Raw genomic sequence first — 17,119 nt, forward strand, 5'->3', positions numbered from 1 at the left:
AAGCTGGTGTTCAATCGAACGGGCTGTTGCGCCCGTTTGGCCATATGATTTCGTCAATATGGCCTTTTTATAACCCACGATGCTCTCGAAACTCTCGTTTCGCCAGCTGCTATTGGGCGTCTTTTTGCTGATCGCCGTGCTGCTGAGCGCCGCCTCGCTGCACGCGCTGTGGACGCTGGACCGCCTGGCGGCGCACAGCCGCGATAGCGGACGCCACGCACTGGCCCTCACCGAAAACATCCAGCAACTGGCGGAACGCAGCGTCGCCATGACGCGCAGCGCGCGCCAGTATCTGGTGCTGGACGATCCGGCCTTCCGCAAGCGCTATGCCGACGCCTGGCGCGACGCCCAGCTGCTGCTGGATGCGGTCGCCACCGCCCTGCCCTACACGCCGCCGCCCGTGTTCGAACAATGGCGCGCTTCGGGCGAGCAGGCCTGGAATATCCTGCAAACGCCCTCGCGTCCGCGTTCCAGCGCCCGCCAGCAGGCGCTGGAACGCGTGCTGGCGCCGCTGCCCGGCGTCAACGACCAGCTCGCCGAAGAGGCCAAACAGGAGGTGGAACGCCGCAACAGCCTGCTGCTGGCCGAACTGGATCAGCGGCGCGCCGTGCTCAAGGCGCAAGTGATAGGCTCCATTGTGCTGGCGGCGCTGCTGGCCGGCGGCTTCGGCTTGTGGCTGTCGCGTCCGCTGGAGCAGATCGAGCAGGCCATCGACACGCTGGGCGAGAACCGCTACGACCAGGCCATCGACGTGCGCGGCCCAAGCGATCTGCACCGCGTGGGCCAGCAGCTGAATTGGCTACGCCAGCGCCTGGGCGATCTGGAGGCGGACAAGGCGCGCTTCCTGCGCCATATCTCGCACGAACTCAAGACGCCGCTGGCGGCCTTGCGTGAGGGCGTGGCCTTGCTGGAAGACGGCGTGGCTGGCGCGCTGTCGCCCAACCAGCGCGAGATCGCCGGCATCCTCAACCAGAACACGGTCGCGCTGCAATCGCAGATCGAAGCGCTGCTGCGCTACAACGCCGCCACCTTCGACGCCCAGCATGTGCAGCGCCAGCGCGTTGACATGAACAATCTGCTGACCCAGGCCATCGACAGCCAGCGCCTGCAGTGGCAGGCAGCGCGGCTGACCGTCATTGCTGAAGGGCGGGCCAGTCCGATCACGGCCGATGCCGACAAAATGGCCATCGTGCTGGGCAACCTGCTATCGAACGCGGTGCGCTTCAGTCCTGCCGGCGGCCTGATCAGCTTCCGCCTCGGCGAACTCAACGACAAGCTGCTGCTCGATTGCGTTGACCAGGGACCAGGCGTGGCGCCGGAAGACGCGGCGCGCATCTTTGAACCGTTTTACCAGGGACAGCGCCAGCCGCCCGGCGCGCGCCGGGGCAATGGCATCGGCCTGTCCATCGTGCATGAATACGTGGCCGCGCATGGCGGCGTCCTGAAACTGCTGCCGTCTGAACGGGGCGCCCACTTCCATCTTGAACTGCCTTATGAAAGCTAACTCCTGTCTCGTGCTGCTGGCCTGCCTGCCACTGGCAGCTTGCACCTTAAATTCGCCGATGCCGGCCGAACCGGCGCCGCTGCCGCCCCCACCACAGGTGGTAGAAGTGGTAACGCCGCCGCCACCGCCGCCCGATGAGGTGGGGCCGCTGCTCAGCTATCACCAGAGCCTGCGGCGCATGAGCCAGGGCGAGCTGGTCAAGGAGCTGAGCGGCCTCGGCCTGCAACAGCGCAGTCCGCGCGTCGCCCTCCAGATGGGCATGGCGCTGATGCTCACGCGCGGCAGCGGCGACCTGGCGCGCGCGCAGGCGCTGCTCGACAGCGTCGCCACTTCGGCCGATGTGGAGGCGGCGCCGTTCCGCGCGCTGGCGCAGCTGCTGTCCGCCAACTGCGCTGAAATGCGCCGGCTGTACGACCACACCGACCGCCTCACCGCGCAGCAGAAAGAAAGCCAGCGCCGCATCGACCAGCTCAATGACATGCTGGAAGGCCTGAAAGCCATCGAACGTACCTTGCCGGCCCGCCCGGCGTCCGGATCACAGGTGACCAAATGAGCACAACCCAAGGGCAAGGCGCCCACCTCCTGATCGTCGATGACGACGATGACCTGCTGCGGCTGCTGTCGATGCGGCTCAACGCCAATGGCTACCGCGTCACGGCGGTCGGCAGCGCCGAGGCTGCGCTGGCGCGGCTGTCGATCGAACTGCCGCGCCTGGTCATCAGCGACATCCGCCTGCCCGACCGCGACGGCATGTGGCTGTTCCAGGAAATCCGCCGCAGCTATCCGGCGCTGCCAGTGATCCTGCTGACCGCGCACGGCACCATACCGGACGCGGTGGAAGCCACCACGCTGGGCGCCTACGCCTATCTGACCAAGCCGTTTGACGCCAAGCTGCTGCTGGAACGCATCAGCCAGGCCCTGAGCCTGGCAGCGCCAGCCGCGCACGCAGCCGAAGGCAACGAGGAATGGCGCTCGGCCATCATCAGCCGCAGCCAGGGCATGGACGAGCTGCTGGCGGAGGCGCGGCTGGTGGCCGCCTCCGACGCCAGCATCCTGATCCGTGGCGAAAGCGGCACCGGCAAGGAGCTGCTGGCGCAAGCCATCCACAAGGCCAGCCGCCGCGCCAAGGCGCCCTTCATTGCGGTCAATTGCGGCGCGATCCCGGAAGCGCTGCTGGAGTCCGAACTGTTCGGCCACGTCAAAGGCGCCTACACCGGCGCCGTGAGCAGCCGCGAGGGTTTGCTGCAGGCGGCGGATGGCGGCACGCTGTTTCTTGACGAGATTGGCGACATGCCGCTGCTGCTGCAAGTCAAACTGCTGCGCGTGCTGCAGGAGCGCGTGGTACGCCAGCTGGGGTCGGATATCGCCAGACCGGTGGATATCCGCGTGCTGTCAGCCACCCACCGCGATCTCGACGCCGCCATGCTGGAAGGCCAGTTCCGTGAAGACTTGTACTACCGCCTCAACGTCATCACGCTGACCTTGCCGCCGCTGGCGCAGCGGCGCGAGGACATCGCCCCCATGGCCACGCAATTCCTGCAGACGCTGGCGGCCAAGTACGACAAGACCGTGCGCGGCTTCGCCCCCGATGCGCTGGAGGCGCTCACCACCTCGGCCTGGCCAGGCAATGTACGCCAGCTGTACAACGTCATCGAACACGTGTGTGCGCTGGCCACCGCGCCGCTGGTGCCCTTGTCGCTGGTGCAACGCGCGCTGCGCGTGCCGTCGCTGGAAGTGCTGAGCTACACGGAAGCGCGCCAGCGTTTCGAGCGCAATTACCTGGTTCAGCTGCTGAAACTCACGGATGGCAACGTGGCCGACGCTGCCCGTCTGGCCGAGCGCAACCGCACGGAGTTCTACCGTCTGCTGCAAAAGCATGAGCTGGACGCCAGCCTGTTCCGTGGCGATGTCGCCATCGAGCGACAAGAAGAGTCCGTTAAAAATCAATGACTTGGCAAATCGCGGCACGCCCGTGTCGCCGTTTCCCGACAAAAACCCGGCAATCTGGCCGAAAAATCCACAAGGTTGTGATTTCCCATTAGAAATTCATATCTAAGTCATTGAATTAGAAAGAAAAATCAGAGCTGGCACGGGGTTTGCAAAGGAGTGGGTAACGTCACAGACGTTTTATCCTCAAACTCGATAAAGGAAGCAAATCATGATGACCACTAAACTGATCGCCCGCCTGATGGTTGCCACCGCCCTGACCGCTGTTGCAGCAACCGGTACCGCATTCGCGCAACAGGAAGGTGCAATGGCTGGCGCCGCCAAAACCGGCACCGCCAGCAATGATGACGCCATCACCAGCAAGATCAAAGCTTCCCTGGCAGATCAAAAGCAAATCGGTGTGACCACCCAGGACGGCGTGGTGACCTTGAGCGGTAGTGTAGCGAACACCGACGTCGGCACCAAAGCCATCCAGGTGGCATCGGCTGTGCCTGGCGTGAAGGAAGTTAAAAGCGAACTGACCGTCGCTTCGAAGTAATTTCGTCAGTATTTGGTAGTTCCGAGCAGTAGCAGTAAGGGCACTAAATAGGAGTAGCTGCCCCAACCCTTTGCCGGACGGTGTGCGTAGACACCGTCCGGATTTTTTTTTATCAGCTCAGGTTTTCGAGACGGATCTTGGTCACGCTGCCGCACACGGTCGGCAGGCCTTCCATCTTGGCGATGGCGGCGGTGACGTGCTTCTCCTGCGTCTGGTGCGTCAGGAAGATGATGTCGGTACGGGTTTCGCCGTCCGCCGGTTCTTTCTGCAGCATGGCGTCGATCGAGATGCCCGCATCGGCCAGGATGCGCGTCAGGTCCGCCAGCACGCCTGGCTGGTCGCTCACGTTCATGCGCAGATAATAGCTGGTGGTCACTTCCGACATCGGCAGGATCTCGATGTTGGTCATGGCATTCGGCTGGAACGCCAGGTGCGGCACACGGTGCTCCGGGTCGGCTGTGGCCAGGCGCGTGATGTCCACCAGGTCGGCAATCACCGCCGACGCGGTCGGTTCCGAACCGGCGCCCTTGCCGTAGTACAGCGTCGCGCCGACAGCGTCACCCTGCACCAGCACGGCATTCATTGCGCCTTCCACATTGGCGATCAGACGCTTGGATGGTATCAGCGTCGGGTGCACGCGCAGCTCCACGCCTTCCTTGCCGTTGACCTTGGCGCGCTTGGCGATGCCCAGCAGCTTGATGCGGTAGCCCAGCTGCTCGGCGTAGCGGATGTCCACCGCGTTGAGCTTGGAAATGCCTTCCACATGCGCCTTGTCGAACTGCACCGGAATGCCGAACGCAATCGCCGACATGATGGTGGCCTTGTGCGCCGCGTCCACGCCTTCGATGTCGAAGGTCGGGTCGGCTTCCGCATAGCCCAGTTCCTGCGCCTGCTTGAGTACGGTGGCGAAGTCCAGGCCCTTGTCACGCATTTCGGACAGGATGAAGTTGGTGGTGCCGTTGATGATGCCGGCCAGCCAGTCGATGCGGTTGGCAGTCAAGCCTTCACGCAGCGCCTTGATGATCGGGATGCCGCCGGCCACGGCCGCTTCAAACGCCACCATCACGCCCTTGGCTTGGGCCGCAGCGAAAATCTCGTTGCCATGCACGGCCAGCAGCGCCTTGTTGGCGGTGACCACGTGCTTGCCGTTCGCAATCGCTTTCAACACCAGCTCGCGCGCCTGCTCGTAGCCGCCGATCAGTTCGACGACGATATCGATATCCGGGTCGTTGACGATGTCCATTGGGTTGGCCACCACGGCCACCTTGCCACCGGTGCGCGCCTTGGCGCGTTCCAGGTTGCGGGCCGAGACGGCCACCACTTCGATGCTGCGGCCGGCGCGGCGGCGAATTTCTTCCTGGTTGCGCTCCAGCACGTCAAACGTCCCACCGCCGACATTACCGACGCCCAACAAGCCTACTTTGATTGGTTTCATAATGTGTTTCCGTAGATCTGAATTAGAAGCTGGCGCCGTGGCGCTTGCGGTAGCTTTCCATGAACTTGGCCATGCGGCCGAAAGCTTCCACCATATCGTCCGAGTTCGGCAGGAACACGACGCGGAAGTGATCCGGCGCGATCCAGTTGAAGCCGCTGCCCTGAACGATCAGCACTTTGGTTTCGGCCAGCAGCTCGTACGCGAACTGCTGGTCATCCGCGATCGGATAGATCTTCGGATCGAGGCGCGGGAACATGTACAGCGCCGCTTTCGGCTTGACCACGCTGACGCCCGGAATCTCGGACAGCAGCTGGTAAGCCAGATCACGTTGCTTCAACAGGCGCCCGCCCGGTCCTACCAGGTCGTCGATGGACTGGTAGCCGCCGAGCGCAGTCTGGATCGCAAACTGCCCCGGTGCGTTGGCGCACAAGCGCATCGAGGCCAGCATATTCAGGCCTTCGATATAGTCTTTGGCGTGCGATTTCTCGCCCGACACCACCATCCAGCCGGAACGGTAGCCGCAGGCGCGGTAATTTTTCGACAGGCCGTTGAAGGTCACGAACAGGATATCGTCGGCCAGCGAGGCGATCGACACGTGCTCGGCGCCGTCATACAGCACCTTGTCGTAGATTTCATCGGCGTAGATGATGAGGTCGTGCTGGCGTGCCAGCTCGATGATTTGCAGCAGCAGCTCGACCGGGTACAGCGCGCCGGTCGGATTGTTGGGGTTGATGACCACGATCGCGCGCGTGTTCGGCGTGATCTTGCGGCGCATGTCCTCAATGTCGGGATACCAGTCCTGCTGCTCGTCGCAGATGTAGTGTACCGGCTTGCCGCCCGACAGCGACACGGCCGCCGTCCACAGCGGATAGTCGGGCGCCGGCACCAGCACCTCGTCGCCATTGTTGAGCAGCGCGTTCATCGACATCACGATCAGTTCGGAGGCGCCATTGCCCAGGTAAATGTCGTCGATGCTGACGCCACGGATATTCTTGCCCTGGGTGTAGTGCATCACCGCCTTGCGCGGCGCAAACATGCCCTTGGAATCGGTGTAGCCGGCCGCGTTGGACAGGTTGATTTTCATGTCCTGAACGATCTCGTCCGGAGGATCAAAGCCGAACACTGCCAAGTTGCCAATATTCAACTTCGTGATCTTGTGGCCCTCTTCCTCCATTTGCCGGGCTTTTTCTGGCACCGGACCGCGGATCTCGTAGCAGACTTCCGCCAGTTTGTTCGATTTTTGAATCGGTCGCAAAATAAAATCCTGTGTATGTGAGGCAAACTTCTCTGACCTGCCAAAACACCGGCGCCGGCCTTTGCTGCAATGCGAAAATAACCATTCTGCCGAAAGGCACTGATTTAAGCAACCTTTCAGGCCGTGGCCCCCTTGAAAACGATACAATAATGCTTCTTTTGCCGACCAAATCCGCGATTCCGTCATGAAGCTCCACCAAAGCGATACCCAAAAATACCAGACCGTCACCGGTTACGATGACAGCGGCGTTGAAATCAACGCCGAGCGCTACAACTACAGCCTCATCGTCCTGCCCGAAACCCCGCCACGCGCCTGGAATGCGCCCAGCTTTGATTCGCTGACCAAGGAGCACTTCGACCTCATCGGCGAAGACCATCCGGACGTGGTCATCCTCGGCACCGGCGACCGCCAGCGCTTCATCCACCCCAAGCTGACAGCCGCGCTGACCATGCGCCGCATCGGCGTGGAATGCATGGACAGCCAGGCCGCCTGCCGCACCTACAACATCCTGATGGGCGAGGGCCGCAAGGTCACGCTGGCCCTGGTGATTGACGCCAACAAGGGCAAAAGCGCCTGATGAACGACCTGTATAACTCCAAAAAACTCATCTGGTCGCTGCTGGCGGCGTTTGTCCTCGTCTGGCTGTATGTGCTGGGCGTACGCACGCTGGTGCCGCCCGATGAGGGCCGCTACGCCGAGATGGCGCGCGAAATGTGGGCCAGCGGCGACTGGATCACCACCCGCCTCAACGGCATCAAATACTTTGAAAAACCACCGCTGCAAACCTGGATGAACGCACTCTCCTTCGCCGCCTTCGGCCTCGGTGAGTGGCAGGCGCGCCTGTGGACCGGCCTGTGCGGCCTCGGCGGCGTGTTCCTCACCGGTTATGCCGGCCACCGCGTATTTGGCGCGCGCGCCGGCTTTTACGCTGCGCTGGCGCTGGGCTCGAGCCTGTTCTGGGTGGCTTGCGGCCAGATCGATTCGCTGGACATGGGCCTGTCGGGCATGACCACCATCGTGCTGTGCGCGGTGCTGATTGCCCAGCACGATGGCGCCACCGAGCGCGAGCGCCGTAACTGGATGCTGGTCTGCTGGGCCGGCATGGCACTGGCGGTGCTGGCCAAGGGCCTGATCGGCCTGGTGCTGCCGGGCGCCGTACTGGTGCTGTACACCGCCCTGTCGCGCGACCTGGCGATCTGGAAGCGCCTGCATCTGGTCAAAGGCCTGCTGCTGTTCTTTGCCATCGCCACGCCATGGTTTGTGCTGGTGGGCCTGAAAAACCCCGAGCAGCCGCACTTCTTCTTCATCCACGAACACTGGGAACGCTTCTTCCTCAAGACCCACCATCGCGAAGGCGCGTGGTACTACTTCCTGGTGCTGCTGATCCCCGGCATCATGCCGTGGCTGGGCGTGCTGCCGCAGGCGATGTTCCATGGCATCCGGCGCGAACCGGGCGTCGCCTTCCAGCCCAAGCTGCTGCTGCTGATCTGGGCCGTGTTCATCACCTTCTTCTTCAGCTACTCCAGCTCCAAGCTGCCGGGCTACATCCTGCCGATTTATCCGGCGCTGGCGCTGCTCATCGCTACCTACCTGGAAGGCGCCTCGCGCCTGAACCGCATGATCGCGGCCGGCCTGCTGATCCTGGTCGGCGTGGCCGGCCTGGCTGCCGTGCCGCAAATGGCCCAGATGGCAGTGCGCCATCCGGACGAGCGCATCTTGCTGGAAGCCTATCAGCCGTGGGTGCTGACCGCCGCCATCGTGGCTGCCGCCGGTGGCGCCATCGCCATGCTGCATGCGCGCCATCTGCGCCGCGACCTGGCCGTGCTGACGCTGGCAATTGCCGGCTTCGTTTCGGTACAGCTTATCCTCACCGGTTTCGAGCCTTATGGCAAAATGCGCGCCGGTAAGGAGCTGGCCATGAAGATGCTGCCGGAACTGCAGGCGGATACCAAGATCTACTCGGTCAACACCTATGAGCAGTCGATGACCTTCTACCTGCAACGCACGGTCACGCTGGTCGATTACTGGGATGAGTTCACGTTTGGCCTGCGCCAGCAGCCGGAGCTGTCGATCCCGACCGTCGAAGGCTTTATCGAGAAGTGGGAAGAACACAGCGCCGCCAACGTCAAGGCCCTGGCCATCGTCAGCGACGACGCTTATGAAAAACTCAAGGCCAAGGGCGTGACCATGCGCGTGATTGCGGAAGATACGCGCCGCCTGGTCATTACCAATCTGTAATGGTTAAATCGTTAAATGAATATTGCAACTTTTAGTTTTATCGTTGTGGGCGTCCTGCTCAACGCCGTCGCCCAGCTACTGCTCAAGGCGGGCGCCCGCAACGTCGGCGAAATCCACCTGACGCTGAGCAATCTGTTCAGCGTCGGCTGGCGCGTCGCCACCCAGCTGCCCATTATTGGCGGGCTGACCTGTTACGTATTGTCGGTGGTACTGTGGATTATCGCGCTGTCGCGCGTCGATGTTTCCGTGGCCTATCCTATGCTGTCGCTGGGCTATGTGGTCACGGCCTTCGGCGCCTGGTATCTGTTCGGTGAAGCACTGTCCGTGCAGCGCCTGCTTGCCATTTTTGTCATTCTGGTGGGCGTGGCCTGGCTGGCGCGTACCTGACGAACAATTTAGAATGCCGCAATACGTCTTAAACAAATAATACGAATAACGAGAGTACAACCACCTCATGAGCGCTGATCTGCCATTCCTGCCCTTCTCCCGTCCCACGATAGACGAGGCCACCATTACCGCCGTTGGCGAAGTCCTGCGCTCGGGCTGGATCACCAGCGGCCCGAAAGTGGCGGCGTTTGAAGCCCAGATGTCCGAGTACTTCGGCGGCCGTCCGGTGCGTACCTTCAACTCCGGCACCTGCACCATGGAGATCGCGCTGCGCATCGCCGGCATCGGCCCGGGTGATGAAGTCATCACCACGCCGATCTCGTGGGTGGCCACGGCCAACGTCATCATTGAAGTGGGCGCCACGCCGGTGTTTGCCGACATCGACCCGGTCACGCGCAACCTCGACCTCGACAAGGTGGAAGCTGCGATCACGCCGCGCACCAAGGCCATCATCCCGGTCTACCTGTCCGGCCTGCCGGTCGATATGGACCGTCTGTACGCCATCGCCAAAAAGCACAATCTGCGCGTGGTGGAAGACGCTGCGCAAGCGTTCGGCTCGGAATGGAAAGGTCAACGCATCGGCGCCTTTGGCGACTTCATCTCGTTCAGCTTCCAGGCCAACAAAAACATCACCACGGGCGAAGGCGGCGCGCTGGTGCTGAACAACCTGGAAGAAGCCCGACTGGCGGAGAAATACCGCCTGCAAGGCGTGACCCGCAGCGGCGTCGATGGCATCGACGTTGACGTCCTCGGCGGCAAATACAATATGAGCGACATCATGGCCGCCATCGGCCTGGGCCAGTTCGCCAATATTGAAAAGATCACCGCGCATCGCCGCGCACTGGCACGCCGCTACTACGAAGCGTTCGGCCCGGACTTTGAGGCGCAATCGGGCGCCCAGTTGCCGCTGCAGGCTTTTGATAGCAGCAACTACCACCTGTTTCAGATCATCCTGCCGGATAACGGCCCGACCACGCGCGCCGACTTCATGAACGCGCTCAAGGACCGCTTCAACGTCGGCACCGGCTACCACTACGCGCCGATCCACCTGTTCACCATGTACCGCGAGCGCGGCTTCAAGGAAGGCATGTTCCCGGTCGCGGAAAAAATCGGCCGCCTGACCGTCACCCTGCCGATGTTCTACGCCATGACCAGCGCCGATGTCGACCGCACGGTCGCCGCTGTGAAAGCGATCCTGATCAAATGACCGACATGACCATCGCCCAGATCAAACCGGAAGTCTCGGTCGTCATCCCGATCTACAACGAGCAGGCCGGCCTGGCCGCGCTGTTTGCGCGCCTATACCCGGCGCTGGACCAGCTTGGCACCACCTACGAGATCGTGTTCGTCAACGACGGCAGCCGCGACAACTCGGTGTCGATCCTGGCCGAGCAGTTCCGCGCGCGCCCGGACGTCACGCGCGTGGTGCTGTTCAACGGTAACTACGGCCAACACATGGCGATTCTGGCCGGCTTCGAACAGGCGCGCGGCGACATCATGATTACGCTGGACGCCGACCTGCAAAACCCGCCCGAGGAAATCGGCAACCTGGTGGCCAAGATCCGCGAAGGCTATGACTACGTCGGCTCGATCCGCCGCAAGCGCCAGGATTCGGCATGGCGCACCTACGCGTCCAAGGCCATGAACCACCTGCGCGAGCGCATCACCAACATCAAGATCACCGACCAGGGCAATATGCTGCGCGCCTACGGCCGCAACGTCATCGACCTGGTCAACCAGTGCGCCGAGGTGAATACCTTCGTGCCGGCGCTGGCCTACCGCTTTGCACGCAACCCGACCGAGATCACGGTCGAGCACGAAGAGCGCGCGGCCGGCGAATCGAAATACTCGCTGTACAGCCTGATCCGCCTGAACTTCGACCTGGTCACCGGCTTCTCGCTGGTGCCGCTGCAGTTCTATTCGATGATGGGCATGCTGATGTCGATCATCTCCGGCCTGCTGGTGCTGGTGCTGGTGGTGCGCCGCCTGTTCCTGGGCGCGGAAGCGGAAGGTCTGTTCACGCTGTTTGCGATTGCGTTCTTCTTCATGGGCGTAATCTTGTTCGGCATCGGTCTGCTGGGCGAATACGTGGGCCGCATCTTCCAGCAGGTGCGCGCGCGGCCGCGCTATGTGGTGCAGACCGTGTTGCAGCAAAAACCGGGCGAGGCACTGGACAGCGTGCCGGTCAGCGCCGAAAAACGTACTGTAGGCCGTCCTCATGAGTGATTTCGAGTCCCGCAAGCGCGCCGTTGTCTTCGGCTACCACAATGTCGGCGTCCGCTGCCTCAAGGTGCTGCTGGCCGGCGGCGTGGAGGTCGCGCTGGTGGTCACGCACGAAGACAGCGCCAGCGAGAACATCTGGTTTGAATCCGTGATCTCGCTGTGCGAGGCGGAAGGCATCCCCTACATCACGCCGGCCAACGCCAAATCGCCGGAACTGCTGGCGCAGGTCCAGGCGCTCCAGCCGGACCTGATGTTCAGCTTCTACTACCGCCACATGCTGCCGGCTGAACTGCTGGCCGTGGCGCCCGCCTTCAATATGCACGGCTCGCTGCTGCCGGAATACCGCGGCCGCGCGCCCGTCAACTGGGCCGTGCTGCATGGCGCCAGCGTCACCGGCGCCACGCTGCACGAGATGACCGTCAAGCCCGACGCCGGCGCCATCGTCTCGCAGATGGACGTGCCGATCCTGCCCGACGATACCGCGCATGAAGTGTTCGGCAAGGTGCAGGTGGCGGCCGAGCAGGCGCTGTGGCGCGTGCTGCCGTCGCTGCTGGATGGCAGCGCGCCGCGCCTGCACAACGACCTCAGCAAGGGCGGCTATTTCAGCGGCCGCAAGCCAGAAGACGGCCGCATCGACTGGCTGATGCCGGCCCAGGAAGTCTACAATCTGCACCGCGCAGTGGCGCCGCCCTACCCGGGCGCCTTTACCGATATCGACGGGGTGCGCTACGTGATCCAGCGCGCCCGCCTGAATGGCAATTTTGGCAATGTTGTTTCCCTCAGTTTGCCACCTGGCTTGACAGTAGTAGATAATTGCATCTTTGGCGTGTGCGGCGATGGCCGCATGCTGACGATTTCCGCTTTGACGGCCGATGGCGAACCCATCACGGCCGAGCAGTTGCAAACCCGCCTGGCCGCCCGCGTATAAAGCGGCGCCAGCGGACCTAGAACATTACCTGGACAATCAACATGAAAAAAGTACTCATCCTCGGCGTCAATGGCTTCATCGGCCATCACCTGTCGAAGCGCATTCTGGAAACCACCGACTGGCACGTGTACGGCATGGACATGAACACCGACCGTATCACCGACCTGCTGGAGAATGAGTCCTACAAGTCGCGCATGCACTTCTTCGAAGGCGACATCACCATCAACAAGGAATGGGTCGAGTACCACGTCAAAAAGTGCGACGTGATCCTGCCGCTGGTGGCGATTGCCACGCCATCGACCTACGTCAAGGCGCCGCTGCGCGTGTTTGAACTGGACTTCGAAGCCAACCTGCCGATCGTGCGTTCGGCTGCCAAGTACGGCAAGCACCTGGTGTTCCCGTCGACCTCGGAAGTGTATGGCATGTGCCACGACGAAGAGTTCGATCCGGAGAACTCGGAACTGATCTGCGGCCCGATCAACAAGCCGCGCTGGATCTACTCCAACGCCAAGCAGCTGATGGACCGCGTGATCTGGGGCTACGGCATGGAAGGCCTGAACTTCACCCTGTTCCGTCCATTCAACTGGATCGGCGCCGGCCTGGATTCGATCCACACGCCTAAAGAAGGTTCGTCGCGCGTGGTGACCCAGTTCTTCGGCCACATCGTCCGTGGCGAGAACATTTCGCTGGTCGACGGCGGCCACCAGAAGCGTGCGTTCACCGACATCGACGACGGTATCGATGCGCTGATGAAGATCATCGACAACAAGAACGGCGCCGCCACCGGCAAGATCTACAATATCGGCAATCCGGTCAACAACTACTCGATCCGCGAACTGGCCAACATGATGCTGGAACTGGCGCCGAAATACCCTGAGTACGCCGATGGCGCCGCCAAGGTGCAGATCGTCGAAACCACCTCGGGCGCCTACTACGGTGCGGGCTACCAGGACGTGCAGAACCGCGTGCCAAAGATCACCAACACCTGTGAAGAGCTGGGCTGGAAACCAACCACCACCATGGCTGACGCGCTCAAGAAAATCTTCGACGCCTACCGCAGCCAGGTCGCCGAAGCACAGAAACTGATGGACTAAGCATTGACCGCTAACGCAACTCACAAGCCGCTGATGGTGTTGAAGATTGATGTCGACACCTACCGCGGCACCCGCGAAGGCGTACCCAACCTGGTACGCATGCTCAAGGCGCACCACGCTGGCGCCACCTTTTTGTTCTCGCTGGGTCCGGATCACACCGGCTGGGCGCTGCGCCGCGCGCTGCGTCCAGGTTTCTTCAGCAAAGTCTCGCGCACCTCGGTGGTTGAACATTACGGTTTCAAGACCCTGATGTACGGCACCCTGCTGCCCGGCCCGGACATCGGCAAGCAATGCGCGGCCGAGATGCGCGCGGTGCAGGACGCCGGCTTTGAATGCGGCATCCACACCTGGGACCACGTGCTGTGGCAGGACAACGTCGCCAACCGCGACGCCGCCTGGTCGACCAGCATGATGCGCAAGGCCGCCGCCCGTTTCACGCAAGTGTTTGGCGTGGCGCCGCGTACCCATGGCGCGGCCGGCTGGCAGATGAACAACGGCGCCTTCCATGAGCATGACACGGCCGGCTATGGCTACGCCTCCGACGGCCGCTGCGTGCTGAACGCCAATGGCACGCTGGCCAATCCGGCCGATGGCCCGCACCGCCTGTCCGACGGCGGCCAGGTGCTGCAGCACATCCAGATGCCGACCACGCTGCCGACGCTGGACGAGCTGCTCGGTTGCGAAATCGATGGCGTCACTATCGGCACCGGCAATATCGCCGCCTTCCTGCTCAAGCTGACCGAAGGCGCCACGCGCGACCATGTTTATACTTTGCACGCAGAGCTTGAAGGACAGAAACTTGCCCCCATATTCGGGCAGTTATTGGCAGGTTGGCAAGCACAGGGATACCAGTTGGCGTCCATGTCCGACTACTATCAGAAGATCCAGCATCTGCCGATGCCGGTTTGCCCCATCACCTGGGGCGAGCTGCCGGGACGTTCTGGCCAGTTGATTACCCAGGGCGCAGCCCAAGCTTAATAACCCCTCCAGGAGACGCCAGTGGCTGACGCAATAAGCAATTTTTCCGCACCGATGACCAGCGGCCAGACCTTCGAGCTGTCCGGCCGGCCGGCACGTTACACCGTGCTGTTCTTCTACCCGAAGGACAACACCCCTGGCTGCACCACCGAAAACATGGCGTTCCGCGACCTGCACGAGCAGTTCCAGGCGGCCGGCACCGAAATCTACGGCATCAGCCGCGATTCGATCCGCTCGCACGAGGGCTTCAAGGCCAAGCTGGGCCTGCCGTTCGAACTCATCTCCGATCCGGAAGAAGCGCTGTGCCAGCAGTTCGGTGTCATGAAGATGAAGCAAATGTATGGTAAGACTGTACGCGGCATTGAGCGCAGTACGTTTGTGATTGACGCTCAAGGCCAATTGGTGAAAGAATGGAGAGGCGTGAAGGTAGCAGGTCACGTCGATGAAGTGCTGGAATTTGTAGCGCATCAGGCTTGAGTTGTAGCGTTGCAGCTTCCGGTTTACTCAACCAGCAGGAACGTAACCACATTTTGAGTCAGCACTGTACCTCTTACCCTCCTCGGTGGCCATCCGGCCACCCTGCGGTACTCACCGGGCTGCAACTATGCCCATCGGCAGTCTTTCACCTGTTTTCCCCTAAAGCATCCACCCCATCCGGTTTCCGCGCAGCTGTACGCTTGGCGGCGCGCGCCTATGGGCGGATTCCTCCAGTTAATTTTCGATTGAGATCCTGATGCCACTGCCAAAATTACCAAGTAAGCCAGCGACTATACTGCTGGCAAAAGATTACCCTAAGGCCAGCGGCCCACGTCCGTCTCCTGCCCTCGCGGCAGTCGCCGACATCGCGCCTGAGCCTGCACCAGCGCCGAAGAAGGCGGCAACCGTTAAAGCCGTTCCCGCAGCAAAGAAACCCGTCGTTGCCAAAGCCCCTGCCCCGCTCAAAGGCAAAGCTGTGGCCGCTGTACTGAAAGCCGCACCAGCGGTGCTGCAAGCCGCTGCCGACACCATCGAAGCCAAAGGCAAATCGTCGCCGCGTGGCAAAGTCACGCCGATTACGGCCGAGGCGCCACATCCCGCCAAGCACAAGGCGAACGAAGTGGCGATCAAGTCGTCCACCAGCCGCCATGCGGACAAGACCGGCACCACCAAGATGTTTGTGCTGGACACCAACGTGCTCATGCACGATCCATCGTCGCTGTTCCGCTTTGAGGAGCACGATGTCTACCTGCCGATGATGACGCTGGAAGAGCTGGACAACCACAAGAAGGGCATGACCGAAGTGGCGCGCAACGCCCGCCAGGTGTCGCGCACGCTCGACGCGCTGGTGTCCAATACCGATGACGACGCCATCGAAAACGGCATTCCGCTGTCCAAGCTGGGCAACAAGGACGCCAAGGGCCGTCTGTACTTCCAGACCCGCCTGCAAACGGCGGAGCTGCCAGTGGGTCTGCCTTCCGGCAAGGCCGACAACCAGATCCTGTCCGTGGTGCGGTCGCTGGAAGCGGAGCAGGAAGGCCGCGCCATCGTGCTGGTGTCGAAAGACATCAACATGCGTATCAAGGCGCGCGCGCTGGGCCTGCCGGCGGAAGACTACTTCAACGACCACGTGCTGGAAGACACCGACCTGCTGTACTCGGGCATCGTCCAGCTGCCGGACGACTTCTGGACCAAGCACGGCAAGGATCTGGAGTCCTGGCAGGAAAACAAGAACGGCCAGAGCGCCACGTTCTACCGCGTCACCGGGCCCTTCGTGCCGTCGATGCTGGTCAACCAGTTCGTTTTCCTGGAGCCGAAAAATGGCGAAGCGCCGTTCTATGGCCAGGTCAAGCAAATCAACGGCAAGACCGCCGTGATCCAGACCCTGCGCGATTTCAGCCACAACAAGAACAACGTCTGGGGCGTCACCGCGCGCAACCGCGAGCAGAACTTTGCCCTGAACCTGCTCATGAATCCGGAATGCGACTTCGTCACGCTGCTGGGCCAGGCGGGCACGGGTAAAACCCTGCTGGCCCTGGCGGCCGGCCTGGCGCAAGTGCTGGAAACCAAGCTCTACAACGAAATCATCGTCACCCGCGTGACGGTGCCGGTCGGTGAAGACATCGGTTTCCTGCCGGGCACGGAAGAAGAGAAAATGTCGCCGTGGATGGGCGCGTTTGACGACAACCTGGAAGTGCTGAACAAGTCCGACTCGGATGGCGGCGAATGGGGCCGTGCGGCAACGCAGGACCTGATCCGTTCGCGCATCAAGATCAAGTCGCTCAACTTCATGCGCGGCCGTACCTTCGTCAACAAGTTCCTGATTATCGACGAAGCGCAAAATCTGACGCCCAAACAGGTCAAGACGCTGGTGACGCGTGCCGGTCCGGGTACCAAGATCATCTGCCTGGGTAACATCGCGCAGATCGATACGCCGTACCTGACCGAAGGTTCGAGCGGCCTGACCTATGTGGTGGACCGCTTCAAAGGCTGGTCGCACAGCGGCCATGTGACGCTGGCGCGCGGCGAACGCTCGCGCCTGGCGGACCACGCCAGCGAAGTGCTGTAATGACGTAAATCGTTTAGATAGTTTTCAGCCCCGCCCGCAGCAATGCC

16 protein-coding genes are annotated in these 17,119 nt (G+C 62.0%); 14 read left to right on the forward strand and 2 right to left on the reverse strand.

The genetic code is table 11. From position 1 onward, the window contains the following. Window positions 1-79: 79 nt before the first annotated feature. The 4 genes from BUA36_RS02265 to BUA36_RS02280 all read left to right on the forward strand — a co-directional run bounded on the left by BUA36_RS02265 (window position 80) and on the right by BUA36_RS02280 (window position 3,989). The gene (locus tag BUA36_RS02265) at window positions 80-1,504 is read left to right on the forward strand and encodes a HAMP domain-containing sensor histidine kinase (protein ID WP_072780975.1); all 1,425 of its coding nucleotides are present in this window, start codon (window positions 80-82) and stop codon (window positions 1,502-1,504) included. Next, complete coding sequence (locus tag BUA36_RS02270) at window positions 1,494-2,057, forward strand: hypothetical protein (RefSeq protein WP_072780977.1); 564 nt, start codon at window positions 1,494-1,496, stop codon at window positions 2,055-2,057. The genes BUA36_RS02265 and BUA36_RS02270 overlap by 11 nt, the downstream gene beginning before the upstream one ends. Beyond that, window positions 2,054-3,454 (forward strand): sigma 54-interacting transcriptional regulator, encoded by a 1,401-nt coding sequence (locus tag BUA36_RS02275; protein ID WP_072780978.1) that lies wholly within the window; start codon window positions 2,054-2,056, stop codon window positions 3,452-3,454. The genes BUA36_RS02270 and BUA36_RS02275 overlap by 4 nt, the downstream gene beginning before the upstream one ends. Window positions 3,455-3,662: 208 nt before the next feature. Continuing rightward, window positions 3,663-3,989 (forward strand): BON domain-containing protein, encoded by a 327-nt coding sequence (locus BUA36_RS02280; protein ID WP_072780980.1) that lies wholly within the window; start codon window positions 3,663-3,665, stop codon window positions 3,987-3,989. Window positions 3,990-4,101: 112 nt separating this feature from the next. On the opposite strand, the gene BUA36_RS02285 is transcribed toward BUA36_RS02280, so the two are convergent. After that, window positions 4,102-5,424, reverse strand: coding sequence for a homoserine dehydrogenase (locus BUA36_RS02285; RefSeq protein WP_072780982.1), 1,323 nt, complete (start codon window positions 5,422-5,424; stop codon window positions 4,102-4,104). Between the two features lie 22 nt (window positions 5,425-5,446). Then, complete coding sequence (locus tag BUA36_RS02290; protein WP_072780984.1) at window positions 5,447-6,679, reverse strand: pyridoxal phosphate-dependent aminotransferase; 1,233 nt, start codon at window positions 6,677-6,679, stop codon at window positions 5,447-5,449. A 184-nt stretch (window positions 6,680-6,863) separates the two neighbouring features. Here BUA36_RS02290 and BUA36_RS02295 point away from each other — a divergent pair, with 184 nt between their 5' ends. The 10 genes from BUA36_RS02295 (at window position 6,864) to BUA36_RS02340 (ending at window position 17,072) form a co-directional block, all read left to right on the forward strand. Continuing rightward, complete coding sequence (locus BUA36_RS02295; RefSeq protein WP_072780985.1) at window positions 6,864-7,256, forward strand: Mth938-like domain-containing protein; 393 nt, start codon at window positions 6,864-6,866, stop codon at window positions 7,254-7,256. Next, window positions 7,256-8,917 (forward strand): glycosyltransferase family 39 protein, encoded by a 1,662-nt coding sequence (locus BUA36_RS02300; protein ID WP_072780987.1) that lies wholly within the window; start codon window positions 7,256-7,258, stop codon window positions 8,915-8,917. Before BUA36_RS02295 ends, BUA36_RS02300 begins: the two co-directional genes overlap by 1 nt. A 15-nt stretch (window positions 8,918-8,932) precedes the next feature. Continuing rightward, window positions 8,933-9,304 (forward strand): SMR family transporter, encoded by a 372-nt coding sequence (locus BUA36_RS02305; RefSeq protein ID WP_072780989.1) that lies wholly within the window; start codon window positions 8,933-8,935, stop codon window positions 9,302-9,304. Window positions 9,305-9,371: 67 nt separating this feature from the next. Further along, a complete protein-coding gene (locus tag BUA36_RS02310; protein WP_072780990.1) occupies window positions 9,372-10,511 on the forward strand; it encodes a DegT/DnrJ/EryC1/StrS family aminotransferase in 1,140 nt (379 codons plus the stop codon). 5 nt (window positions 10,512-10,516) lie between these two features. After that, window positions 10,517-11,530: a glycosyltransferase gene (locus tag BUA36_RS02315; protein WP_202413541.1), complete on the forward strand. Its 1,014-nt coding sequence runs from the start codon at window positions 10,517-10,519 to the stop codon at window positions 11,528-11,530. After that, on the forward strand, window positions 11,523-12,455 hold the full coding sequence (locus tag BUA36_RS02320; RefSeq protein ID WP_072780992.1) for a formyltransferase: 933 nt from the start codon (window positions 11,523-11,525) through the stop codon (window positions 12,453-12,455). The genes BUA36_RS02315 and BUA36_RS02320 overlap by 8 nt, the downstream gene beginning before the upstream one ends. A gap of 41 nt (window positions 12,456-12,496) precedes the next feature. Further along, window positions 12,497-13,549 carry a bifunctional UDP-4-keto-pentose/UDP-xylose synthase gene (locus tag BUA36_RS02325; RefSeq protein ID WP_072780993.1) on the forward strand — a complete coding sequence of 351 codons (1,053 nt, stop codon included), beginning with the start codon at window positions 12,497-12,499 and terminating at the stop codon, window positions 13,547-13,549. Window positions 13,550-13,582: 33 nt separating this feature from the next. After that, window positions 13,583-14,527, forward strand: a complete 945-nt coding sequence (locus tag BUA36_RS02330) for a polysaccharide deacetylase family protein (RefSeq protein WP_072780995.1) — start codon at window positions 13,583-13,585, stop codon at window positions 14,525-14,527. A 21-nt stretch (window positions 14,528-14,548) separates the two neighbouring features. Beyond that, on the forward strand, window positions 14,549-15,004 hold the full coding sequence (locus tag BUA36_RS02335) for a peroxiredoxin (protein ID WP_267875096.1): 456 nt from the start codon (window positions 14,549-14,551) through the stop codon (window positions 15,002-15,004). Window positions 15,005-15,260: 256 nt separating this feature from the next. Further along, window positions 15,261-17,072: a PhoH family protein gene (locus BUA36_RS02340; protein ID WP_072780996.1), complete on the forward strand. Its 1,812-nt coding sequence runs from the start codon at window positions 15,261-15,263 to the stop codon at window positions 17,070-17,072. The last annotated feature ends 47 nt before the right edge of the window (window positions 17,073-17,119 follow it).

It is taken from the genome of Duganella sacchari (assembly GCF_900143065.1).
Classification (GTDB): Bacteria; Pseudomonadota; Gammaproteobacteria; order Burkholderiales; family Burkholderiaceae_D; genus Rugamonas; species Rugamonas sacchari.